Consider the following 21,682-nt stretch of genomic DNA (forward strand, 5'->3'; position numbering starts at 1 on the left):
CGGGTGAGCCCGGCTTGGAGCCGAAGGCAGGCTGCGGCACAATACCCGCCATGAACACCCCTCCGGCGCCCCCCACTCCCGGCAGCGTGCTGGAGGCCGTGCTCGAACGCATCACCTACGCCAACGAGGAGAGCGGCTACACCATCGCCAGGGTGGCAGTCGACCGCTCCAGCGACCTGCTGACCGTGGTCGGGCCGCTGCTGGGAGCCCAGCCCGGCGAGTCACTGCGGCTGACCGGGCGCTGGACCTCCCACCCCAAGTACGGCAAGCAGTTCGAGGTGTGGTCGTATGCCACCGTGCTGCCCGCCACCGTGCAGGGCATCCGCCGCTACCTGGGCTCCGGGCTGATCAAGGGCATCGGGCCGAGGATGGCCGACCGGATCGTCGAGCACTTCGGCGTCGAGACCCTGGAGGTCATCGAGACCACCCCCGAGCGGCTCGTCGAGGTCCCCGGCCTCGGCCCCAAGCGGACCAAGATGATCGGCGTCGCCTGGGAGGAACAGAAGATCATCAAAGAGGTGATGATCTTCCTGCAGGGGGTCGGCGTGTCCACCTCGATCGCGGTCCGCATCTTCAAGCAGTACGGCGACACCTCCATCACCGTCGTCAAAAGCGAGCCCTACCGGCTGGCCGACGACGTGTGGGGCATCGGTTTCAAGACCGCCGACACCATCGCCCAGGCAGTGGGCATCCCTCACGACAGCCCCGAACGCGTCAAGGCGGGCCTGCGCTACACCCTTTCCCAGGCCGCCGACGACGGCCACTGCTACCTACCGGCGCCCAACCTCGTCGCCGACGCGGTGAAGATCCTGGAGGTCGCCGCCGAGCTGACCACGCGCTGCCTGCAGGAACTCATCGCCGAAGAAGGCGTGGTCGCCGAGGACATCCCGGTCGGCGACGGCACCGTCCCCGCCGTCTACCTGGTGCCCTTCCACCGCGCCGAACTGTCCCTGGCGGGCGCCCTGCGCACCCTGCTGGCCTGCGAACACGACCGGCTGGGGGTCTTCGGCTCCGTCGACTGGGACCTCGCGCTCAAATGGCTGCGCACCCAGACCGGCGCCGACCTGGCCGAGGAACAGGCCCACTCGGTGCGGCTGGCGCTGACGCAGAAGGTCGCGGTGCTGACCGGAGGCCCGGGCTGCGGCAAGAGCTTCACCGTGCGCTCCATCGTCACCCTGGCCCGGGCCAAGAAGGCCAAGGTGATCCTGGCCGCCCCCACCGGCAGGGCGGCCAAGCGCCTGGCGGAGCTGACCGGTCATGAGGCCACCACCGTGCACCGGCTGCTGCAGCTACGCCCCGGCGGGGACGCCACCTTCGATCGCGACAACCCTCTGGACGCCGACCTGGTCGTGATCGACGAGGCCTCGATGCTGGACCTGCTGCTGGCCAACAAGCTGGTCAAGGCCATCGCCCCGGGCACGCACCTGCTTTTCGTGGGCGACGTCGACCAGCTGCCCTCGGTCGGCGCCGGCGAGGTGCTGCGCGACCTGCTGGCCGCCGAGGAGGAGATCCCCCGGGTACGGCTGACCCACATCTTCCGCCAGGCCCAGGAGTCGGGGGTCGTCGTCAACGCCCACCGGGTCAACACCGGCCTGCACCCGGCCCTGGAGGGCATGAGCGACTTCTTCCTGTTCCCGTGCGAGGAACCCGAGGAGATCGCGGCGCTGACCGTGGACGTGGTCGCCAACCGCATCCCGCGCAGGTTCGGCCTCAACCCGCGCCGCGACGTGCAGGTGCTGGCCCCGATGCACCGGGGCGCGGCCGGGGCGGGCAACCTCAACCACGCGCTGCAGGAGGCGCTGACCCCCTCGCGCGAGGGCATGCCCGAGCGCCGCTACGGCGGGCGGGTCTTCCGGGTCGGCGACAAGGTCACCCAGCTGCGCAACAACTACGAAAAGGGCGCCGCCGGGGTGTTCAACGGCACCGTGGGCCTGGTCGTCGACATCAAACCCGACGAGCACAAGCTGACCGTGCTGACCGACGAGGAGGAGAACGTCGAGTACGCCTTCGACGAGCTGGACGAGCTGGCCCACGCCTACGCGGTGTCGATCCACCGCTCCCAGGGCAGCGAGTACCCGGCGGTGGTGATCCCGCTGGCCACCAGCGCGTGGATGATGCTCCAGCGCAACCTGATCTACACCGCGATCACCCGGGCCAAGAAGCTCGTCGTCATCGTCGGCTCCCGCCGCGCGCTGGCCCAGGCGGTGCGCACCCGCGGCGCCGGACGCCGCCACACCAGCCTCACCCACCGCCTGCGCCGATCCTAGGGGGCGGTCTCCGCCAGCCCGGTGACGCCCAGCAGGCGGGCCAGGGCCTCCCGCCCCGCGGCGGTGACGGCCAGGGCGCGTCCCGAGCCGATCCGGCCGACCCAGCCACGCTCCAGCGCGGTCGCGCACAGCAGGGCCCCGGCGGTGCCGGCCAGGTGGTGGCGGCGCTCGGTCCAGTCCAGGCAGGGCCGGGCCAGCGGGCGGCGCCCGCCGACCGGCAAACAGACCCCCAGGTCGGTGGCGAACCATGACAGCCCGGCGTCACTGACCGCGAAACCGGCGTCCTGGCACAGCAGACGGCGCGCGAGAAGCGCGTCGGTGATCGTCACCCCGAGCCGCCCGGCCAGGTGGTCGTAGCAGGTGCGCCCGGCCGCCAGTGCCCGGGTGGCGCTCGCGGCACGCAGCGTGACCGGCCGCGCACCCGCGTCGGTGCCGGCGTGGGCGGCCAGGTCCTCGATGAGCTGGGCCACGACCGGCCCGGCCAGGCGCACGTACCGGTGGCGCCCCTGCCGCTCCTCGGCCAGCAGCCCGCCGCCGACGAGCCGCGACAGGTGCTCGCTGGCGGTCGAGGCCGCCACGCCGGCGTGGGCGGCCAGCTCTCCGGCACTCCAGGCGCGCCCGTCCAGCAGCGCCAGGCAGAACCTGGCGCGCGTGTCGTCGGCGAGCAGGGCGGCCAGCGCGGCGAGCGGGACCGGGGGACCGAAAGTCATATGCCCATCATCGGCCCGGGACGCTTCGGCGCCGGCCGAAGCCCCCTTCCCCGCTCAGGGCCCGCCGTGCCGCCCACCTCTGACTCCTGGTCAGGATTTTTCCTACTTTAGGAAGAGACCGAAACGTTACCAAACCGGTCGCAACCATGTTCAGTCACCATGCATCTCCTATTAGTGTTTTAAGGGCAGTTTGCTGTAGTGGGGGAGAGAAATTGTGCTGACCGTGGAACGCCACAGGACGCCACTGGCCGCTCTGGCCCTGGCAACCGCGGCGGTGCTGGCCACCGCCTGCTCTACCGGGGCGGACACGAAGGCCCCCGTGGCCGGGCCGGGCACCGAGGCGCCCAGTACCCCGGCCGCGCCGGAGATAAAGATCAGCCCCGCCCAGGGCAGCAAGACCGTGCGCCCGAACAGGAAGGTCGTCGTCAGCGCCTCCAGCGGCGCACTGGAGGAGGTCACCGTCAAAACCGGCGGCCAGGTGCTGGAGGGCGACTTCGACGCCGAGCGCACCAAGTGGACCTCCACCACCCCCATGATCCCCGCCAGCGACTACACCGTCTCGGCGCGCGCGGTGGACGGCACGACCGCCAGCAGTTCCTTCCGGACGCTCAAACCCGAGCACGAGCTCGAGGTCGCGGACGTGACCCCGGCGATCAAGGGGGAGAAGGTCGGCGTGGGCGCACCGATCATCGTCACCTTCAACCAGCAGATCGCCAACAAGGCCGGAGTGGAGAAGGCCCTGAAGGTCACCTCGGAGAAACCCTCCCAGGGAGCCTGGCGCTGGATCAACGACACGACCGTGATCTACCGCACCGCGAAATTCTGGCAGCCCCACCAGAAGGTCACCTTCACCGCCCGCCTCAAGGGCGTCCAGGGCGGCAAGGACATGTACGGCGTCAAGGACATGACCAAGGTCATCCACATCGGCGCGGCCCAGATCGCCACGATCGACACCCGCAAGCACAAGATGATCGTCAAGCGTGACGGCAAGGTCGTGCAGACCATGCTGATCAGCGCGGGCAACGCCAGCACCCGCGAGTACACCACCACCAGCGGCATCCACCTGGCGATGGGCAAGGCCAACCCCGAACGCATGATCTCCCCCGGCCGCAAGAAGGGCGATCCCGGCTACTACGACCTGATGATCAACCACGCGGTCCGCTTCTCCAACAGCGGCGAGTACGTGCACGCGCTGAACAACGTCTGGGCCCAGGGACGCCAGAACGTCAGCCACGGCTGCATCAACTCCCGCCCCGACCAGGCCAAGTGGTACTACGACCAGGTCCAGCGCGGCGACGTGATCACCATCACCGGCACCGACCGCAAGATGGAGTGGAACAACGGCTGGGGCTTCTGGCAGATGCCGTACACGCAGTGGAAGAAGGGCAGCGCCCTGGCCTGACCCCGCGACCGGCTGCGCGGCCAACCCCCCGCACCGGCGCCACCGCGTCCCCCGGACACCGACGGTGGCGCCGGCGGCCGACGAGAACCTCCGTCAGGTCCTCGTCTTCGACGCCGACGACACGCTCTGGGAGAACGACGTACTCTTCCGAGCGCGTCGCCGAAGCCCGCACCGCGAAGACTAGAGCAAGGTGAGCTGGGCCTGGCGGGGCAGCGCCAGCGGCAGGGGCTGCTCGGGCCGCACCCGGCCCATGCCGTAGCGGGCGGCCAGCTGCAGGACCTGGTCGGTGACGCGACGCACGTAGCCGGCCTCGGCATCGGCCCCCTTGGCGTACAGCTCACCGTAGCGAGGCACCAGCGCCGGATGGTGCTCACCCAGCCAGGCCAGATACCACTCACGAGCCCCCACGGGCAGGCGCAGCACGTGCGGGACCAGGCTGACGGCCCCGGCGTCGGCGACCCGGCGCACGGTGGCCGCGAGCTGGTCGGGGGAGTCGGTCAGCAACGGCAGGATCGGCGCCATCGCCACCCCGCACGCCACCCCCCGCTCGTTCAGCTCGGCCACCAGCTCCAGGCGCTTTTGCGCACTGTGGGCACCGGGCTCCACACTGCGGCGGATCCGGTCGTCGACGAAGGCGACCGAGACGACCACCCCCGCCCCCGGAGTGGCGGCCAGCAGATCGGCGTCGCGCAGGATCAACCGGCTCTTGGTGTGCACGGTGAACGGCGCCCCGGCCTCACGCAACACGGTGACCAGGCCGGGCATCAACCGGTAGACGTCCTCGGCCCCCTGGTAGCAGTCACCGCCCACCCCCACCGTGACATGTTCGCCGTCCCAGCGCGAGGCCAGCTCCGCACGCAACCGCCGCACGATGTCGGTCCGCACCACGATCCGCGAATCGAAGTCACCACCGACGTCCAGCCCCAGGTAGCGATGCCCCCGGCGCACCGAGCAGTAGCGGCAGGCCTGGGCACACCCCCGGTACGGGCTAAGGCCCCACCCCTCGGGCGTGCGCTCCAGCGCGGTGCGCGCCCGCACCTCGTAGCAGGTCAGCGCCCCGTGCACCCTGACCAGCGCGGAGCGCTCGATCCGCGGCCTGGCATCGGGCGGCACATCGAGCAGGGAAGGCGCGTCCCATCGCATACGGCTCAGTGGAACACGCTTTCGACACCGCCCGCAAGTGAACCCCGACACGGCATGGACACCACCGACCGGATGAAATGATACGTTCGTGCCGATTTTGGGGGAGTGGTCATGGCATGGTTGATCCTGGCTGGGGCGATCATCGCCGAGATCGCGGCGACCACCGCCCTCAAACTGAGCGACGGCTTCGCCCACAAAGGCTGGGCCGCCCTGGTCGTCGCCGGCTACGCCGCCGCCTTCATCCTGCTGGCCCAGGCACTGAAACTGCAACTGGAGGTCGGCACCGCCTACGCGGTCTGGGCCGGAGCCGGCACCGCGGCCATCGCCGCGATCGGCGTACTGTTCCTCGGCGAGACGATCAGCCTCGCCAAGATCGCGGGCATCGCCCTGATCATCGGCGGAGTCGTGGTACTCAACCTGGCCGGCAGCCCCCACTGACCCCCGCCGCAAATAACGCCTCGCCCGCCACCGAACACCTGGCCTACCCTGACCCGGTGCTGAAACCCACCTACCCCATCCGAACCGGCCGCCTGGTCCTGCGCCCCTACACCCCGGCCGACCTCGACGCCCTGCACGCCATCCAGTCACTACCGCAGGTGACCCGCTACCTGTACTGGGAACCACGCAGCCGGGAACAGACCCACGAGGCACTGCAAACCAAGATCACCCAAACGGAGCTGCTCGAGGAGGGCCAGATCCTGACACTGGCGGTGGAACTGGCCGCCACCGGCGAACTGATCGGCGACGGCATGCTGATCTGGCACAGCCTCACCCACCGCAGCGGGGAGATCGGCTACGTCCTGCACCCCGCCCACCACGGCAAGGGGTACGCCACCGAGACGGGACTGGCCCTGCTGGAGCTGGGATTCGACGGCCTCGACCTGCACCGGATCATCGGACGCCTGGACGCCCGCAACACGGCCTCGGCCCGCGTACTGGAGAAACTGGGCATGCGCCGCGAGGCACACCTGGTCGACAACGAGATGGTCAAGGGCGAATGGACCAGCGAACTCGACTACGCGATCCTGCAGCGGGAATGGCGCGCCCGGCAGTGACGCCCCCCGCCCCCGGTTGAGGAACACCCCGCCCGCAGGGCACCATGTCTGCAATGACCATCTTGCACCTGGCCCTGGCCGCCGACTGGGACGCCGCCCTGCGAGCGGGGGAGTACCGCATCTCCACCCTCGGCCGCACCCTGGACGAAGAGGGCTTCATCCACGCCTGCGCGAACCACGAACAGCTACGCGGCGTGGCAGAGCGCTTCTACCGCGACGTCACCACCCCCCTGGTACTGCTCGGCGTCGACCCCCGCGGACTGGACGTGCGCATGGAGGTGCCCGCCGACTCACCCGAGGCCTTCCCGCACATCTACGGGCCGATACCGGTCACCGCGGTGACCTCCGTCGCGCCCTTCCCCCCACCCGGCCCGCACCGTCCGCACGACGCCGACCAGGCCGACGCACCTCGAACGAAGCCATGACAGCAGTAAGCTGCGCGCCATGACCGACGTACCCGGACCGACGATCCGCACTCTCGACTCGACGGTCGTCTACACCAACCCCTGGATGAGCGTGCGCGAGGACCGCATCGAACGCCCCGACGGCTCCCACGGCATCTACGGCGTGGTGGACCAGATCGACTTCGCCCTCGTCCTGCCCATGGAGAACGACGGCTTCCACCTCGTGGAGGAGTACCGCTACCCGGTACGGCGGCGCACCTGGAACTTCCCCCAGGGCGGGGTCAAGGACAGCCCCTCGCCCCTGGTCACGGCACACACCGAGCTGACCCAGGAGACCGGTCTGCGAGCCGCCTCGATGACCCATCTGGGCCGCCTGGACAACGCCCACGGCACGACGGGCCAGCACTTCGACATCTTCCTGGCCACCGACCTGACCGCGGGCGCCCCCGACCGTGAGCACACCGAGCAGGACATGCGCCAGGAATGGGTCTCACGGACCGAACTGGAGCGGATGATCCTGCGCGGCGCGATCACCGACAGCGGCTCGATCGCGGCCTACACCATGTTCCTGCTGCGCGGGACGGCCTGAGAGAACGGCCAGAGCCGGCCGCACCGTCGCCGACCGGCCGCAAGCCGCCCGACCACCACGGAGACGCCGCACCGGAGAACCACCGCGATCCGGCCGTTTCCAGCACACACACGATGACCTTGGGACGATACGCTTGACTCATGTCGAACCCGATCGTCATCCTCCTTCTGACGGCGGTCGCCGTGGCGGTGGTCATCGCCCTGATCGTCCTCACGGTGCGGGCGGCACAGCACCCCAGGAACACCCTGGTCGGGGGTGGGATCAGCCCCGAACTCGTGGAACAGGCCCTGGAGTTGAAGGCCACCGGCCAGATCGACCAGGCCGTCTTCCTGGTCCGGGGCGAGACCGGCATGAGCCACCGCGCCGCCGCCCGTTTCGTCAGGAAGCTCACCCCGCCCCCTCCGCACTGACCTTTCCGGCTTCCCGCCGCAAAAAGGGAGCGCTCCCACGGAAAACACCTCCCATACAGGCCCGCCCCCGAACTGTTAGCGCAAACACTCAGATACGCTTGGAGTAACTTCGACAAGGCGGACAGGGTGACCCAGCAGGTATCCGGACAAACGTTCTCCGAACGGCCCAGAGCCGCCGTCATGGAAGACGTCGCCGCGCGCGCAGGCGTCTCGGCCATGACCGTCTCCCGCGTTCTCAACACCCCGGAAAAGGTGCGCCCCGACACCCGCGCCCGCGTCCTGGACGCGGTACGCGAACTCGGCTACCGCCCCAACTTCGCCGCCCGCTCGCTGGTCACCGGCCGCTCGGGCGCCCTGGGAGTCGTCAGCTTCGACACCACCCTGTACGGCCCGGCCTCCACCCTGCACGGCATCGAACAGGCCGCCCGCACCCACGACTACCTCGTCACCATCGTCAACGTCACCACCCTCAACCGCCGCTCCATCGCCGAGGCCGTCAACCGGCTGCGCTTCCAGTCCGTCGACGGCGTCGTCATCGTCGCCCCCCACGAATCGGCCGCCGACGGACTACACCACCTGCCACCCGACCTGCCCGCCGTCGTGGTCGGCGCCCGCGAGAGCCTCCCCGTCCCCGTCGCCGCCGTCGACCAGGCGGCCGGAGCCGTACGAGCGACCAGACACCTGCTCAGCCTCGGCCACAACACCGTCTGGCACCTGTCAGGCCCCGAAGACTGGATCGACGCCAGCGCCCGCGTCGAAGGCTGGCGCTCGGTCCTGACCGCCGAAGGCCGCCAGATCCCCGACCCCCTGCGCGGAGACTGGAGCGCACGCTCCGGCTTCGAGGCGGGCAGGCAACTGGCCCGCGACCCCGAGGTCACGGCCGTCTTCGCCGCCAACGACCACATGGCCACCGGCGTACTGCGAGCCCTGCGCGAAGCCGGCCGCCGAGTCCCTCAGGACGTCAGCGTGGTCGGCTTCGACGACGTCCCCGAGGCCCCCTACCTGTGGCCACCACTGAGCACCGTACGACAGAACTTCACCGAGGTCGGCCGCCTGGCCTTCCGGCTGCTCCTGGAACGTATCGACGGCCGCACCGCCACCCCGCACCGCATGATCGAACCCGAACTCGTCGTCCGCGAGAGCACCGGCACCCGCCCACCCGGCTGACCTCCGGGCAAGAGACCCCCTCAGACCCTCCCGGATTCACCCGGGGCGACGAGCACCCCGCCCAGGGATGAGACATCGCCGAGCGCCCCCGACGACGACCACGGGCCGGCGACGAAGCGCACGATCCGACCGCGTCCGGGCAGACGAGAACGACACGGGGCCCGGTAGTCCCGTCGAAGAATCCAACGGATACAAGCTCCGAGACCAGTACGTGAAAGGACCGGCCGTCGTCACAGCCCTCGCCCCGCCTTGCGATGACGACAGGCAGACCACGTACGCTCGCCGATTCAACAGGCGTCGACATCGAGGAGCTCGCCGTGAAACCACCCTTGATCTCGGGGGAGAAGCAAAGCGGCGATAAGCAACAATCGCCACATGACAACACCGCTCACCGGCGCGACCCGCCTCCCCGACGGCACCTGGATCCGCGGCCGCGGACTCCGCAACCCCACCCCCGTCGGCCCGCCCCCCGACACAGCGCTCTACCTCGGCTCCACACGCCTTCGCCGCCGCCACCAGAACACCCTGAACTGGCCCCACGAATGGATCCGCTGGCCGGACTTCCTGCTACCGACGGACCAGCACGCGGCCGCCCGCTCCATCACCCACCTGCACGCACAGGCACGAACAGGCCTCGGCGCCGAAGTCGCCTGCGGCGGGGGAGTAGGCCGCACCGGCACCGTCATGGCCTGCCTGGCCACCCTCACCGGCCTGCCCCCTCAAGAGGCCATCGCCTGGACACGCGAGCACTACCACCGCCGGGCGATCGAAACCCCCTGGCAACGCCGCTGGGTGACCTGGTTCTCCAGACATACCGAATCAAGGCCGCTCACGCAGTGACGGAACATGACGAGCAGCGGGCTCCGCAGAGCGGCTTGCCGCGACTTTTCCTTCGAGCGCGACGGCCCGAAGCGACTACTCACCTAACTTCGATCCGGTCGATCCGGCACTGAAGCGGATACCGAGGTTCTTCGCACACCAGGGCATTCGGTATCCGCCAGTCGGTAAGCCAGGGGAGGCCGCACCCCGAGCGACGGAAACAATCAAGCGGACTCCACCAAAAGGACATATCACACCATTAACGACAAGGAGGAGTGGAACACCATCCGCCGCCATGTGGACGCCGGCCCCGGGCGGCCCCGAAGGTGGCGGCCGTCACCTGGAGCGGCCCGCCACCTCACCGGCCAACACCTCGGAGCGCCCGCGAGGACGATCCCGACCGCGAGGTGCGGCATCTCCGCGATCATGACGCAAAAACGATCATGGCGCGAAAGGAACACGCCCGGCGCGGCACATCAAAGGAGACGAACCCCGAATCTCAGGCAGACAACATCGGACGCGACGAATCGCAGCACATCAACCTTCCGTCCCAATTAAGTGCGACATCCAGCACAAACATCTTTAACCATACAGAAGCTTGATTCTGTATGGTATAAGACATGACTGTTTCAATGCCTGCTCAACCGGCGGTGGCCGGCTCCAGCCGCGCCAGGTCGGTTCCCGCCACAGGGTCAGGTTCTTATCGTGCGCCCGTTCCGGCGCCTGGCGCGGTCCGGATCACCTCCTGCCGCTGAGCGCTCTTGAGCCGAGTGATCTCCACACTCAAGGCGAGAAACATTGTCCGCAATGTCCCTTATCGGTCTTGTCGATCGACCTGCCGCGGCGACAAGAACCGCTGGTGAAGTTGCTCGATGTACGGCCTTCGCGAGTAAGAACGACCAGGCCGCCGTTGGCCTTGAACCTGCGGCCGGCCACGAAGGCTTGTTCGGTGCGCTCGTCGCGGCGGATCGCGTACCGCGTAGCGCATCGACGTGGGCGGGCCGGCCCGGCGAACAGCCGTTCCAGGGCACGACGCGTCTTGAGCGGCTTGCCCCGGGTATCGCACGGGGCACCCCCGTGGCCTATGACGAAGTCGTCGCCGACAGCCTGAGGTCGCGCAGGGTGCCCCGCCGGTCCCCCGTGGCACCGTCGTAGGCGGATGTGGCGCATATGTGCCGGGTGCTGGGAGGAGTCGCCGGCGATGCGAGCCGGGCCTCATTCACCGAGCGCGTAGTCCGGCCTCCAGCTCCCACTCCCCTCGGCGGTCACCTCGTCAAACGCCCTGCGGACGGCGAGGTGGCCGCCCTCCACGCGCCGTCCCCTGCGCCGTCCCCTTCCATGGCGGCGGTCTACAGCAGCGGCGGGAGGACGAGCAGGTCGTCGCTTCCGTGCTCGAGCCGTGAGGTGACGTCTATGACGCCTTCGAGCCGGTGGATCGCCTGGATGAGCCGGACGGCCTGTGAGCGGTGTTCGACCTTGCCTTCGAGTGTCACCACGCCGTTCTCGACGCCGATCGTCACGTCGGTTCCGGTCAGGTCGCGGGCGACGGCTTCGGCCTCGGCCCGTAGTTCGGCCTCGGGGCGGTCGAAGACACGCAGCAGGTCCGACCGGTGCAGGATGCCGGCGATGCGGCCGGTCACCGGGTCGATCACCGGGAGTTGTTCGATCTTCTTGTCGTGCATGAGCCGCGCCGCGTCCCGGGCGGGCATGCCCGGGGTGACGGTGATGGCGGGTGAGGTCATCAGGTTCTTCGCGACGACCGCCGCGGCCTTCTCGTGCTCGCGGCGGCGGGCGGCGCTCTCGAAGATCGAGATGCTGTGGCGCATCGTGTCGCTCTCCTTGAGCAGCAGGTCGTCCTGGGACACCACCCCGATCGGACGGCGGTCCAGGTCGATGACCGTCACCGCGCCCACGGCGTAGCGCCGCATCACGTCCACGATGTCGGCGAAGCCCGCGTCCTGCCGTACGGCGATGGCGGTGCGCCCCATCACGTCACTCACTTTGATCGGCATCTTCTTCCTCCGTTCCCGTGATTGCTTTGGGCGTTCCTATGAGCGGACGACCGCCACGGCGCAGTGCGCGTGGTGCAGGACGCCCCGGCTGACCGAGCCCAGCAGCAGCGAGCCGAGGGCGCCGCGACCATGGGAGCCGACGACGACCAGGTCGCTGCCGGTGGAGGCCTTGGTGAGCGCTTCGACAGGGTGCGCGCACCGGATGTCCTCGATGAGGCTCACCTCGGGGTACTTCTGCTGCCAGGTGGCGAGTCTGTCGGCCACGACGGCGTACTGGGCGATGCGGATCTCGTCCATGTCGTAGGTGGTCTCGGGGGCGTAGGCGTGCACGGGCAGCTGCCAGGCGTAGATCGCGCGCAGTGTGCAGCCGCGCAGCTTCGCCTGTTCGAAGGCGTAGGCGAGGGCGGGGTCGCAGGCGTCGGAGCCGTCGATGCCTACCGTGATCTCGCCATGTGCCGGTGCCTGAGCGGGGCGGACCACGACGACCGGGCAGCGCGCGTGCCCGGCGACGTGCATGCCGACGGAACCGATGACGGCTCCGGCGAAGCCGCCGAGGCCTCGGTGGCCGATGACGATCTCCGTGGCCTGCTGTCCCTGGTCGCGCAGGACCACTGGGGGCAGGCCCTCGAGCAGAGCGGTGCTCACCTCGATGGCGGGTTGCCGGGTGCGCGCCGTCGCCTCGGCCTCGTCCAGTATCTTGCGGGCGCTCCTGGTCATCACGTCCTCTCCGTCGAGGATGACGAACCTGGGGATGTCGTTGGGCCAGCGGTGCACGGCGGTGACGATGCGCAGTGGCAGGCCCGTACGAGCGGCGTCGTCGGCGGCCCATTCGACGGCGGCGGTCGCGCCGGTGGAGCCGTCGGTTCCGGCGATGATCAGAGCAGACATGGCTGTTCTCCCTTCCTCTCCCATCAGACCCCGCTGGAAGGCCGGGTCCCAGGGCCACAGGTCCTGATCCCGCCGCGGGAGGACAGGGTCTTTCGCCCTTCGCCGTGATCATGTCCTGCGGGGGTGGGGCGATCACCGGCCCGGGAGTCATGGCGTGCTCTTCGGTGCTGCGCGGATCGCCTGGCCTACTGCGGTTTTCCCCCTTTTTTGCCTGGAGGAGATGGCGGTTCGCACCTGACACCAAAGGTATGCACTCTATAGAGTGAACGTATGCATATTAAGGATAAGCGGACCAGCTTCTCTCACACCAAGGAGCAGGCGGCCCAGCTCAAGGAGGCCGCCGACGAGTACGGCGTCACCGTATCGGCCTATATCGGCGAAGCCGTCACCGAGAAACTCCAGCGTGACCGCCGCATGACCGCCTGGCGGCAACTCGTCGGCCACGACCTCGACGACTCCCCCGGCGACGTCCTGGCCCGTGTCCGCGCCATGTTCGACCGGATCGAGGAGAGCCACCGTCCGTGAGGTTCTTCGACACCGGTCTCGTTCTGGACCACTCGGCCCTCAACGACTGGCTGAGCAAGGACATCGAGATCGAAGTGATCATCGGCGAGGCCATCCGTCGCGGGTACCCGATCGTCGTGTCCGCCGTAGCGGCCGCCGAGGCCTCCCGTCAGGCGCTCACCGTTCCAGCTCGCGAGCGTCTGCACGGCCTTCTCTACTTGATCGCCCAGCATGTCGACGGGCTCGACGCCGACGGCGCCCTCATCATCGGCGGCCTGGCGGCCGAGCGCGAGGTCGTCTCCCTGGCCGCCGCCCACACCGCCCACTCGGCCTCCACGCGGGTCGCCGAGATCGGCAATGTCACCGACTGGCGCATCATCGCCCGTGACGCGGAGCCCTATCGGCGGTTGTGCCCGCGCATCCCGGTCAGCTGGCCGTAGCGGGCACGGGAAGGCGCTGAGAGGCTCCGCTCCCCCGATCTCCGCTCCGGGCTCTCGGCGAAAGGCCGCGTGGGCGCCGCCGTGCTCGGTCTGCTGTGAGGGGCGGCCCGGGTGCGGGCGTTCGTTTACCGTGGGGATGGACATGATCGGTGATCTGGCGGGCAGGGCGGGCGCGGCGGTGTTCTTCCGCGTCGCCGTTTCGTGGCCTCGCCCTTACCGGTGCCGGTGCGAGGTGAGTGGCCGTTTCAGGGCGGTCTGGGCGCGAAAGGGGTGTTGTCGGGGTCATGCGGCCGGCTGATCTGAATCGTCTCAGTGTGGGTGAGTGCGCCGACCGTTATGTGGAGCTGGTGCGGGCCAGGACTCTGACCGGTGCGCTGTCGATGTCGACGGCGGAGGTGTACGCGCGTGATGTGACCACCTTTGTGCAGTTGGTTGGCGAGGAGGTGGTTTTGGATGATCTGACGGGTGAGGAGGTGGATGCCGTTCTGCTGGCCTTCGCGCGCAAGCCGGACGGGCGGCGGCGCTCGCAGCCGGAGGCGGCCTCGGGGGCGTTGCAGTCGGCCTCCTCGCAGGCGCGGTTTCGGCGGTCGGTGTCGGCGTTGTTCAAGCACGCGGTGCTGGTCGGGTGGGTGCAGGTCAATCCGATGGCGACGGCGACGGTCACGGCCAGGGAGCGCGGGGGGCTGCGGCCGGAGCGGCGGGCGCTGACCCGTGAGCAGGCCCAGGGGCTGATCGGTGCGGCGCGTGACCTGGGTGGCGGGCCGCAGGGTGTGGCGGCGAAGGAGACGGCCGGCTCGGGGCGCAGGCGTCGTCGTGACCAGAACACCGAGTTGCGCGACGGGCTGATCGTGCTGATGCTGTCGACGATGGGGCCGCGGGTGTCGGAGCTGGTGCGGGCCAATGTGGAGGACTTCTACACCAACGACGGGGTGCGTTACTGGCGGATCTTCGGTAAGGGCGGCCGGACGCGGGACGTGCCGCTGCCCGGTGATGTGGCGCTGGCGCTGGAGGCCTATCTGGCGCGGGGGCGGATCGCCTCCCCCGACAAGGCGTTGCTGTTGTCGTGGCGGGGCCGGCGTCTGGCGCGCGGGGACGTTCAGGCGGTGATCGACCGGGTGCAGCGGGGGGTGGATCCCGATCGGCGTCGTTCGGTGACGCCGCACGGGTTACGGCACACCACGGCCACTCACCTGCTGGCCGACGCGGTGGACATGGACGCGGTGCGGCGGGTTCTGGGACACAGTGATCTGGCGACGCTGGGGCGTTACCGCGATGAGCTGCCCGGGGAGCTGGAGGTGGCGATGCGTTCGCACCCGTTGCTGCGCGGCCCGGCCGGCCGCGGCGCGGGTGCGCCCTCGGCCTCCGCGCCCTCGGCCTCCGCCGAGGGGATGGGGAGGTCCGGGCCCGCGGCGCCGGCGTAGCCGGTCAGGCGGCGCGTTCGCCGGCGCACACCTCGGCCAGGACGTCCAGGGAGACGTTGAGGGCGGCGGCGAGAGCGGCGATGGTGAAGAAGGCCGGGGTGGGGATGCGGCCTGTTTCGATCTTGCGGAGGGTTTCGGCGGACAGGCCCGCGGCGGCGGCGACCTCGCTCATGCTGCGGGTGCCGCGTGCCTGGCGAAGAATCGTGCCCAGGCGGTGGCCTCGTTCGCGGTCAAGTTCGGTCAGCGGGGGTCGCACCATGTGCCAGATCCTAGCAAGCGTGATAATAATACCGCCACAGGTGTTGGGGTGATCGGGAATGTGACGCGCGGTGGAGATCAGGGCCGCGGCCGGACTGGACGCGGTGCGCGAGGCCGGCCACTCCCCCGCCGGTTGCCGTGGCGAACCGGACAGTGTGCCGCAAACGCCCGGGCGCCGAGGCGACGTCCAGGCCGGGGCAGGCCTGGACGTCGCTCTGTGCCCGCGCGACCCGGCCCGGCACGGTGCGGGCGACGCTCAGCGGGCGGGTACGGCGGAGAACTCCCCGAGGCCGTCTTCCAGGTCTTCGCGCTGGTCGAACTGGGTGCGATACAGCTGCGCGTAGCGGCCGCCGGCGGCCAGCAGCTCGGTGTGCGTACCGCGCTCGGCGACGCGCCCGTCCTCGATGACCAGGATCAGGTCCGCGGCGCGGACCGTCGACAGCCGGTGGGCGATGACCAGCGCGGTCCGTCCGGCCAGCGCCTCGGCCAGGGCTTCTTGCACCGCGACCTCGGAGGTGGAGTCCAGATGCGCGGTGGCCTCGTCCAGCACCACCAGCCGCGGCCGGGCCAGCAGCAGCCTGGCGATGGTCAGCCGCTGGCGCTCACCGCCGGACAGGCGGTAGCCGCGTTCGCCGACCACGGTGTCCAGGCCCTCGGGCAGCGCCGCGACCAGTTCGGCCAGCCGGGCGCGCCGCAGCACCTCCCACAGTTCCCCGGGTTCGGCGTCCGGCCGGGCCAGCAGCAGGTTGGCCCGGATCGAGTCGTGAAACAGGTGCCCGTCCTGGGTCACCATGCCCAGTGTCCGGCGGATCGAGGCCGCCGACAGCTCGCGCACGTCCACCCCCGACAGCCGTACCGCGCCGCTGTCGACGTCGTACAGGCGGGCCAGCAGTTGTGCGATCGTCGACTTGCCGGCTCCGGAGGAGCCCACCAGCGCGACCAGTTGCCCGGCCTCGGCGCGGAAGGACACCGCGTGCAGCACCTCCTCGCCGCCGCGCGCGTCCAGGGCGGCGACCTCCTCCAGGGAGGCCAGCGACACCTTCTCGGCCGAAGGGTAGGCGAAGGTGACCTGGTCGAACTCCACGCTCACCGGTCCATCGGGCACCGCCTTGGTGTTCGGCCTGTCGGTGATGAGGGGTCGCAGGTCGAGGATCTCAAAGACCCGCTCGAAGCTGACCAGGGCGCTCATCACCTCCACCCGGGCGCCGGCCAGTGCCGTCAGCGGCGCGTACAGGCGGGTCAGCAGCAGTGCCAGCGCCACCACCGCGCCCGGCTCCAGTTGCCGGTTCAGCGCATAGAAGCCGCCCAGGCCGTACACCAGGGCCAATGCCAGCGCCGAGACCAGGGTGAGGGCGGTGACGAACACCGAGCGCACCATCGCGGTGCGTACCCCGATGTCGCGTACCCGTCGTGCCCGTGCCAGGAACTCGGCCGACTCCCTGTCGGGGCGGCCGAACAGTTTGACCAAGGTGGCGCCGGGCGCGGAGAAGCGCTCGGTCATCTGCGTGCTCATCGCCGCGTTGTGGTCGGCTGCCTCGCGTTCCAGCCGGGCCAGCCGGGCGCCGACGCGCCGGGCCGGCAGCACGAACACCGGCAGCAGCACCAGTGCCAGCGCGGTCAGCCGCCAGGAGATGCCGATCATCACCGCCAGGGTCAGGGTGAGGGTGACCAGGTTGCCCACGACCCCCGACAGGGTGTCACTGAAGGCGCGCTGGGCGCCGATGACGTCGCTGTTGAGCCGGCTGACCAGTGCGCCGGTGCGGGTGCGGGTGAAGAAGGCGACCGGCATGCGCTGCACATGGTCGAAGACGGCGCCGCGTAGCCGCAGGATCAGTCCCTCGCCGATGTTCGCCGACATCCATCTGGTCACCAGGCCCAGCGCCGCCTCGGCCAGCGCGATCACCGCGATCAGCCCGGCGAGCCCTGCCACGGCGCCCGCCGCGGCGCCGCTGACGATCGCGTCGATCACCTGCCCGGCCAGCACCGGGGTGGCCACCGTCAGCACCGCCGAGACGACGCTCAGCAGCAGGAACCAGGCCAGCAGGGTGCGGTGCGGGCGGGCGAAGGCGGCGATGCGCCGCAGCGTGGCGGCCGAGAACGGCCGCCGGTCGCGCTGGGCGTTCATCGCGCCGTACAGCGAATGCCAGGCGGCCATTTCCATGCTCATCACACATCACCGTGCTTTCCGGGTTCCTGGTCTCCCGCGCTCTTGGAGTGAGAACAGCGGCGCGGTCACGGCACGACCCTAAAAGCTGAACTTAAGTTGAGGTCAAGAGGCGTTGTCTTCCGGGCTCTTTCGGCGCCCCCCGTGCTTCCCCCGTGCTTCCCCCGTGCTCCCCCGGCGAGCCGACCGGCCCTGCACCCCCCTAGGCTGAAGAGCATTGTCCGATCCGCCCGGATATCCCAGTTTTGGTTCCCCTCTTGGGAGAGGTGTACTTCGTCGTGCCGACTCTGCCGCTCACCCTGCGTCTGTTCCGTTACGTGGCGTTCGCCGAGGCGTGTTCGTGGACGGGACTGCTCATCGGCATGTACTTCAAGCACGTGGCCGCCACCGGCGACCTCGGGGTGAAGATCTTCGGGCCGGTGCACGGCGCCCTGTTCGCGCTCTACCTGGTCGCGCTGCTGCTCGCCGCCCGCCAGGCCCGCTGGAGCCTGGGCACACTCGTCATCGGCCTGGTGTGCGCGGTGCCGCCGCTGGCCACGCTGTGGTTCGAGCGGCGGATGTTCTCCCGCCGCGAACCGGCCACCGTCTGATCTACGCCGTCTGATCTTTGCGGCCTGGCCTACAGGTCCAAGATGGCACGGGTGGCCGCCCGGCAGCGCCGCGGATCGGCCAGCAGGTCGACGCAGTCGCCGAACTGGTCGACCGACCCCACCGGAGGCAGCGCCCGCACTCGGGCGTCGGTGATGGCGCCGCCGAGGGCGTCGGCGAACCGGCCGGCGTCGATGACCTGGAAGGGCCGCCGATGGTAGGACCGCAGGCTCCCCTCCAGCGCCGGACCCACCCCCATCCGGTTGTACAGGGCCGCCACCCGCCGGTAGACCATCCCCAGGTGCTCCTCGCGCTCCCGCCACCCGCCGGCCGCCACCGCCGCCGACAGCGCCTCCGCGAGCTCGGCCGTACCCGACAGGCGCGCAAAGGCGCTGCCCAGCCATTTGGCGTACGGCGGGTAGCGGCGGCGCAGCAGCAGCACCAGGCGCATCAGATCGCGGGCCAGGCCGGCGGTGACCAGCGCCGAGCCCAGATCGTCGCCGACCTCCCCGCACCGCCCGGGGAAGGCCTCCTGCTGAGCCAGGCGCCGCCACTGCCCGGCCAGCACGTAGCGTTCCAGATCCGGCGGGTACCAGCGCAGCACGGCACGGGCGCGTTCCAGGACATCCAGGCCGTCGTGGAAGACCTCCCCGCAGGTGACCTCCGCCAGCCTCTGCCAGGGGGTCGACAGCCAGTCCAGCATGCTCACCCCCCGCAGCGGGTCGAAACCGAGCCGCCCGGTGAACCAGGACGCCGCGTCACCGACGTGCACACCGGGCCCACCGGGCCCAGCGGCACCGGTCACGGCGGTGGGGTAGCCGCGAAAAACCTCCGGCAGGCCGCCGTCGACGGCGCGCCGGACCTGCTCGATCCGGTGCTCCTCGACGAAGAGGACCACCCGAGGACCCCAGTCATGGTCGGTGGAGCGTTCGGTGTCGAACGCCAGCACCTCAGAACCGGCACCGACCAGCGCGGCACTGTGCGGCACCTCGGCCACGATCGGCCGCACGACCTGGGTGTAGAAAGTACGAGAAAGCTCCAGACCAGGTATGAAACCAGACATCATTTCGTCCACTCTGCCCGCCACAACCTCGCCCCGCACCAGGTTTTCCGGCCCCCGCCCGAGGGCCGGGCTCAGACACCGCCCAAAGCCGCGGCGGCCAGCGGGCGAAGGCGCAGGCCCAGCCGCCCGTACAGGGCGAGAGCGGTGTGGTTGGCGGTGTCGACCATCAGCGCGGCACGCCCGCGCGAGGTAAGCAGGTCACCCAGCGCCAGGCGGCACACCGCCTCGCCGTACCCGGCGCCGCGACGGCACGCGGCGGTGGCGACCCCGGCGACGAAACCCACCTGCGGGCAGGACCAGGCGTCGGCGGCCACCGCGACCAGGACACCGTCCTGGTCGCGCACACCCGCCCAGCGGCGTACGCCGGCCACCCCGGGCGCCGCCCACGAGGAGGGCGCCGCGGCCGCGAGCAGGGCGCTCACCTCCCCCTCCTCCTCCGGGCCCAGCCACCGTGCCCGCCCCGGCCCCGCGTTGCCGACGGGGCTGAGCCGGCGGGTGTCCATCCACTCGAAGGTGCCCAGCAGACGCAGCCCCGGTGAACGGGCGACCACCTGCTCCACCAGTGCCCGGCTGCCCACCACCCGGTAGGAGGGACCAAGGCGCCCCAGCGCCCACTGCGCCAGCGCGGACACCTGCTCAGGCTCGCCGCACACCGTCAGGCGGTCGCGGCGGTTGAGATCGGGACAGGCCACCGCGACCGCCTCCCCCAGCGCCCAGGCCCGCACGCCCCGCACCATCCCCTGGGCACCCCACAGCACGAGCGGGTCGCCGGCGCAGGCCGCGGCCACCTCGGCCACCTCGCGCAGCACCCTCGGCACCCCCGGCGCGCTGCTCAGAGGATCGCCCCAGGCCGATAGGCGGCCGCCTGCGGATAGCGGGCCACGACCTCCTGCACCCGGGCCACGACCGCCGCCACCTGGGAGGTGGCCGCACCGGTGAAGGAGATCGGCTCGCCCAGCAGGCCCTCCAGCGCCGCCCCATCCAGCGGGAAACGCTCGTCGGCCGCCAGGCGGGCGAGCAGCTCGTTGCCGCCGGCGCCCTCGCGCATGGCCAGCGCCGAGGCCACCGCGTGCTCCTTGATCAGCTCATGGGCGCTCTCGCGGCCCAACCCCGCCCGCACCGCGGCCATCAACATCTTCGTGGTGGACAGGAACGGCAGGTAACGCTCCAGCTCGGCGGCGATCACCGCGGGGAAGGCGCCGAACTCCCCCAGCACCGTCAACATGGTCTCCACCAGCCCGTCGAACGCGAAGAACGCGTCCGGCAGCGCCACCCGGCGCACCACCGAACACGACACATCACCTTCGTTCCACTGGTCGCCCGCCAGCTCCCCGGCCATCGACGCATACCCGCGCAGGATCACCGTCAGCCCGTTGACCCGCTCACACGAGCGGGTGTTCATCTTGTGCGGCATCGCCGAGGAACCGACCTGCCCCTGGGCGAACCCCTCGGTGACCAGCTCGTGCCCGGCCATCAGCCGGATCGTCCTGGCCAGCGAGGAAGGCGCCGCGGCCAGCTGCACCAGCGCGGTGAGCACCTCGTAGTCCAGCGAGCGCGGATACACCTGCCCCACACTGGTCAGCCGGTGGGCGAACCCCAGGTGCGCGGCCACCTCGTCCTCCAGCGCGACCGCCTTGGCCGCGTCCCCGCCCAGCAGGTCCAGCATGTCCTGCGCGGTACCGACCGGTCCCTTGACACCACGCAGCGGGTAACGGCCGATCAGCTCCTCCAGCCGGGCGAACGCCACCAGCAGTTCGTCGGCGGCCGAGGCGAAACGCTTGCCCAGCGTCGTGGACTGCGCGGCCACGTTGTGCGAGCGCCCGGTCATCACCAGCTGTGAGTGCTCGGCCGCCAGCCCCGCCAGCCCCGCCAGCAGCGCCACGCACCGGTCCCGCACCAGCACCAGGCTGTCGCGGACCTGCAACTGCTCGACGTTCTCGGTCAAATCCCGCGACGTCATGCCCTTGTGCACCTGCTCATGCCCGGCCAGCGCGTTGAACTCCTCGATGCGGGCCTTGACGTCATGGCGGGTGACGCGCTCGCGAGCGGCGATCGACTCCAGGTCGACGTGCTCGACGACCTTCTCGTAGTCGGCCACCGCCTCGGGCGGGACATCCACCCCCAGCCGGGCCTGCGCGGCCAGCACGGCCAGCCACAGGCGCCGCTCGGCCACCACCTTGTACTCGGCAGACCACAGGCGGGCCAACCGCGGTGAGGCGTAGCGGGTGGCAAGGACATTGAGGATACGCGGCTTGGCAGTCACGTTGCGTCAGTATATTCCGCCCGCCCCCAGCCGAAAAAAGTCGGCTGGGCTTTGATTGACCTGGCCGGGAGAGTGCCTGGTAGGCCTGGGTGCGACCGCTGGGGTGGTTCGTCTC

Annotated in this window: 22 protein-coding genes; 13 read left to right on the plus strand and 9 right to left on the minus strand. The window is 70.2% G+C overall.

Annotated elements, in window-relative coordinates; all coding sequences use genetic code 11:
• Positions 1-50 precede the first annotated feature (50 nt).
• The gene (locus AB0J58_RS34470; protein ID WP_364223811.1) at positions 51-2,267 is read left to right on the plus strand and encodes an ATP-dependent RecD-like DNA helicase; all 2,217 of its coding nucleotides are present in this window, start codon (positions 51-53) and stop codon (positions 2,265-2,267) included.
• Here the strand turns inward: AB0J58_RS34470 and AB0J58_RS34475 are convergent.
• Positions 2,264-2,977: a winged helix-turn-helix domain-containing protein gene (locus AB0J58_RS34475; protein WP_364223813.1), complete on the minus strand. Its 714-nt coding sequence runs from the start codon at positions 2,975-2,977 to the stop codon at positions 2,264-2,266. The two genes, AB0J58_RS34470 and AB0J58_RS34475, sit on opposite strands and share 4 nt — an antisense overlap.
• Positions 2,978-3,191: 214 nt before the next feature.
• Between AB0J58_RS34475 and AB0J58_RS34480 the strand changes: the two genes are divergently transcribed.
• Complete coding sequence (locus tag AB0J58_RS34480; RefSeq protein ID WP_343981474.1) at positions 3,192-4,379, plus strand: Ig-like domain-containing protein; 1,188 nt, start codon at positions 3,192-3,194, stop codon at positions 4,377-4,379.
• 180 nt (positions 4,380-4,559) lie between these two features.
• Here AB0J58_RS34480 and AB0J58_RS34485 read toward each other — a convergent pair whose 3' ends face one another.
• Positions 4,560-5,522 carry a radical SAM protein gene (locus AB0J58_RS34485; RefSeq protein WP_364223815.1) on the minus strand — a complete coding sequence of 321 codons (963 nt, stop codon included), beginning with the start codon at positions 5,520-5,522 and terminating at the stop codon, positions 4,560-4,562.
• A 111-nt stretch (positions 5,523-5,633) separates the two neighbouring features.
• Here AB0J58_RS34485 and AB0J58_RS34490 point away from each other — a divergent pair, with 111 nt between their 5' ends.
• The 7 genes from AB0J58_RS34490 (at position 5,634) to AB0J58_RS34520 (ending at position 9,987) form a co-directional block, all read left to right on the plus strand.
• On the plus strand, positions 5,634-5,960 hold the full coding sequence (locus AB0J58_RS34490; RefSeq protein ID WP_343981468.1) for an SMR family transporter: 327 nt from the start codon (positions 5,634-5,636) through the stop codon (positions 5,958-5,960).
• A gap of 56 nt (positions 5,961-6,016) precedes the next feature.
• Positions 6,017-6,577, plus strand: coding sequence for a GNAT family N-acetyltransferase (locus tag AB0J58_RS34495; RefSeq protein WP_364223817.1), 561 nt, complete (start codon positions 6,017-6,019; stop codon positions 6,575-6,577).
• 53 nt (positions 6,578-6,630) lie between these two features.
• Positions 6,631-7,002, plus strand: coding sequence for a DUF952 domain-containing protein (locus AB0J58_RS34500; protein WP_364223819.1), 372 nt, complete (start codon positions 6,631-6,633; stop codon positions 7,000-7,002).
• Between the two features lie 19 nt (positions 7,003-7,021).
• Positions 7,022-7,570 (plus strand): NUDIX hydrolase, encoded by a 549-nt coding sequence (locus AB0J58_RS34505; RefSeq protein WP_364223821.1) that lies wholly within the window; start codon positions 7,022-7,024, stop codon positions 7,568-7,570.
• Positions 7,571-7,710: 140 nt separating this feature from the next.
• A complete protein-coding gene (locus tag AB0J58_RS34510; protein WP_364223823.1) occupies positions 7,711-7,980 on the plus strand; it encodes a hypothetical protein in 270 nt (89 codons plus the stop codon).
• Between the two features lie 180 nt (positions 7,981-8,160).
• On the plus strand, positions 8,161-9,147 hold the full coding sequence (locus tag AB0J58_RS34515; protein ID WP_364223825.1) for a LacI family DNA-binding transcriptional regulator: 987 nt from the start codon (positions 8,161-8,163) through the stop codon (positions 9,145-9,147).
• A gap of 375 nt (positions 9,148-9,522) precedes the next feature.
• A complete protein-coding gene (locus AB0J58_RS34520; protein WP_364223827.1) occupies positions 9,523-9,987 on the plus strand; it encodes a protein-tyrosine phosphatase family protein in 465 nt (154 codons plus the stop codon).
• A 1,328-nt stretch (positions 9,988-11,315) separates the two neighbouring features.
• On the opposite strand, the gene AB0J58_RS34525 is transcribed toward AB0J58_RS34520, so the two are convergent.
• A complete protein-coding gene (locus AB0J58_RS34525) occupies positions 11,316-11,978 on the minus strand; it encodes a CBS domain-containing protein (RefSeq protein WP_364223829.1) in 663 nt (220 codons plus the stop codon).
• 36 nt (positions 11,979-12,014) lie between these two features.
• Positions 12,015-12,866, minus strand: coding sequence for a universal stress protein (locus tag AB0J58_RS34530; RefSeq protein ID WP_364223831.1), 852 nt, complete (start codon positions 12,864-12,866; stop codon positions 12,015-12,017).
• A gap of 270 nt (positions 12,867-13,136) precedes the next feature.
• Here AB0J58_RS34530 and AB0J58_RS34535 point away from each other — a divergent pair, with 270 nt between their 5' ends.
• The 3 genes from AB0J58_RS34535 (at position 13,137) to AB0J58_RS34545 (ending at position 15,231) form a co-directional block, all read left to right on the plus strand.
• Positions 13,137-13,391: a hypothetical protein gene (locus tag AB0J58_RS34535; protein WP_364152751.1), complete on the plus strand. Its 255-nt coding sequence runs from the start codon at positions 13,137-13,139 to the stop codon at positions 13,389-13,391.
• Complete coding sequence (locus AB0J58_RS34540; RefSeq protein WP_343966252.1) at positions 13,388-13,810, plus strand: hypothetical protein; 423 nt, start codon at positions 13,388-13,390, stop codon at positions 13,808-13,810. Before AB0J58_RS34535 ends, AB0J58_RS34540 begins: the two co-directional genes overlap by 4 nt.
• Before the next feature lie 314 nt (positions 13,811-14,124).
• Positions 14,125-15,231, plus strand: a complete 1,107-nt coding sequence (locus AB0J58_RS34545) for a tyrosine-type recombinase/integrase (RefSeq protein WP_364223833.1) — start codon at positions 14,125-14,127, stop codon at positions 15,229-15,231.
• A gap of 4 nt (positions 15,232-15,235) precedes the next feature.
• Here the strand turns inward: AB0J58_RS34545 and AB0J58_RS34550 are convergent, their stop codons facing one another.
• Together AB0J58_RS34550 and AB0J58_RS34555 are read right to left on the minus strand one after the other, a co-directional pair.
• Positions 15,236-15,490 (minus strand): helix-turn-helix transcriptional regulator, encoded by a 255-nt coding sequence (locus AB0J58_RS34550; RefSeq protein ID WP_364223835.1) that lies wholly within the window; start codon positions 15,488-15,490, stop codon positions 15,236-15,238.
• A gap of 255 nt (positions 15,491-15,745) precedes the next feature.
• Entirely contained in the window at positions 15,746-17,656 is a 1,911-nt protein-coding gene (locus AB0J58_RS34555) for an ABC transporter ATP-binding protein (RefSeq protein WP_364223837.1), read from the minus strand.
• Positions 17,657-17,931: 275 nt separating this feature from the next.
• Between AB0J58_RS34555 and AB0J58_RS34560 the strand changes: the two genes are divergently transcribed.
• Positions 17,932-18,243, plus strand: a complete 312-nt coding sequence (locus tag AB0J58_RS34560; protein WP_364223839.1) for a DUF3817 domain-containing protein — start codon at positions 17,932-17,934, stop codon at positions 18,241-18,243.
• A gap of 29 nt (positions 18,244-18,272) precedes the next feature.
• Here AB0J58_RS34560 and AB0J58_RS34565 read toward each other — a convergent pair whose 3' ends face one another.
• The 3 genes from AB0J58_RS34565 to purB form a co-directional block, all read right to left on the minus strand.
• Positions 18,273-19,307, minus strand: a complete 1,035-nt coding sequence (locus AB0J58_RS34565; protein ID WP_364223841.1) for a DUF4037 domain-containing protein — start codon at positions 19,305-19,307, stop codon at positions 18,273-18,275.
• Between the two features lie 68 nt (positions 19,308-19,375).
• Entirely contained in the window at positions 19,376-20,113 is a 738-nt protein-coding gene (locus AB0J58_RS34570) for a hypothetical protein (protein WP_364223843.1), read from the minus strand.
• A gap of 23 nt (positions 20,114-20,136) precedes the next feature.
• Positions 20,137-21,567 (minus strand): adenylosuccinate lyase, encoded by a 1,431-nt coding sequence (gene purB / locus AB0J58_RS34575; protein ID WP_364223845.1) that lies wholly within the window; start codon positions 21,565-21,567, stop codon positions 20,137-20,139.
• Positions 21,568-21,682 lie beyond the last annotated feature (115 nt).

The organism is Streptosporangium sp. NPDC049644 (genome assembly GCF_040675205.1).
Classification (GTDB): domain Bacteria; phylum Actinomycetota; class Actinomycetes; order Streptosporangiales; family Streptosporangiaceae; genus Streptosporangium; species Streptosporangium fukuiense.

What these genes read in the sequence shown, in the direction of transcription:
- AB0J58_RS34470 (WP_364223811.1), top strand. Translation starts at nt 51, where the DNA reads ATGAACACCCCTCCGGCGCCCCCCACTCCCGGCAGCGTGCTGGAGGCC.
- AB0J58_RS34475 (WP_364223813.1), bottom strand. Translation starts at nt 2,977, where the DNA reads ATGACTTTCGGTCCCCCGGTCCCGCTCGCCGCGCTGGCCGCCCTGCTC.
- AB0J58_RS34485 (WP_364223815.1), bottom strand. Translation starts at nt 5,522, where the DNA reads ATGCGATGGGACGCGCCTTCCCTGCTCGATGTGCCGCCCGATGCCAGG.
- AB0J58_RS34490 (WP_343981468.1), top strand. Translation starts at nt 5,634, where the DNA reads ATGGCATGGTTGATCCTGGCTGGGGCGATCATCGCCGAGATCGCGGCG.
- AB0J58_RS34500 (WP_364223819.1), top strand. Translation starts at nt 6,631, where the DNA reads ATGACCATCTTGCACCTGGCCCTGGCCGCCGACTGGGACGCCGCCCTG.
- AB0J58_RS34505 (WP_364223821.1), top strand. Translation starts at nt 7,022, where the DNA reads ATGACCGACGTACCCGGACCGACGATCCGCACTCTCGACTCGACGGTC.
- AB0J58_RS34510 (WP_364223823.1), top strand. Translation starts at nt 7,711, where the DNA reads ATGTCGAACCCGATCGTCATCCTCCTTCTGACGGCGGTCGCCGTGGCG.
- AB0J58_RS34515 (WP_364223825.1), top strand. Translation starts at nt 8,161, where the DNA reads ATGGAAGACGTCGCCGCGCGCGCAGGCGTCTCGGCCATGACCGTCTCC.
- AB0J58_RS34520 (WP_364223827.1), top strand. Translation starts at nt 9,523, where the DNA reads ATGACAACACCGCTCACCGGCGCGACCCGCCTCCCCGACGGCACCTGG.
- AB0J58_RS34525 (WP_364223829.1), bottom strand. Translation starts at nt 11,978, where the DNA reads ATGCCGATCAAAGTGAGTGACGTGATGGGGCGCACCGCCATCGCCGTA.
- AB0J58_RS34530 (WP_364223831.1), bottom strand. Translation starts at nt 12,866, where the DNA reads ATGTCTGCTCTGATCATCGCCGGAACCGACGGCTCCACCGGCGCGACC.
- AB0J58_RS34535 (WP_364152751.1), top strand. Translation starts at nt 13,137, where the DNA reads ATGCATATTAAGGATAAGCGGACCAGCTTCTCTCACACCAAGGAGCAG.
- AB0J58_RS34550 (WP_364223835.1), bottom strand. Translation starts at nt 15,490, where the DNA reads ATGGTGCGACCCCCGCTGACCGAACTTGACCGCGAACGAGGCCACCGC.
- AB0J58_RS34555 (WP_364223837.1), bottom strand. Translation starts at nt 17,656, where the DNA reads ATGAGCATGGAAATGGCCGCCTGGCATTCGCTGTACGGCGCGATGAAC.
- AB0J58_RS34565 (WP_364223841.1), bottom strand. Translation starts at nt 19,307, where the DNA reads ATGATGTCTGGTTTCATACCTGGTCTGGAGCTTTCTCGTACTTTCTAC.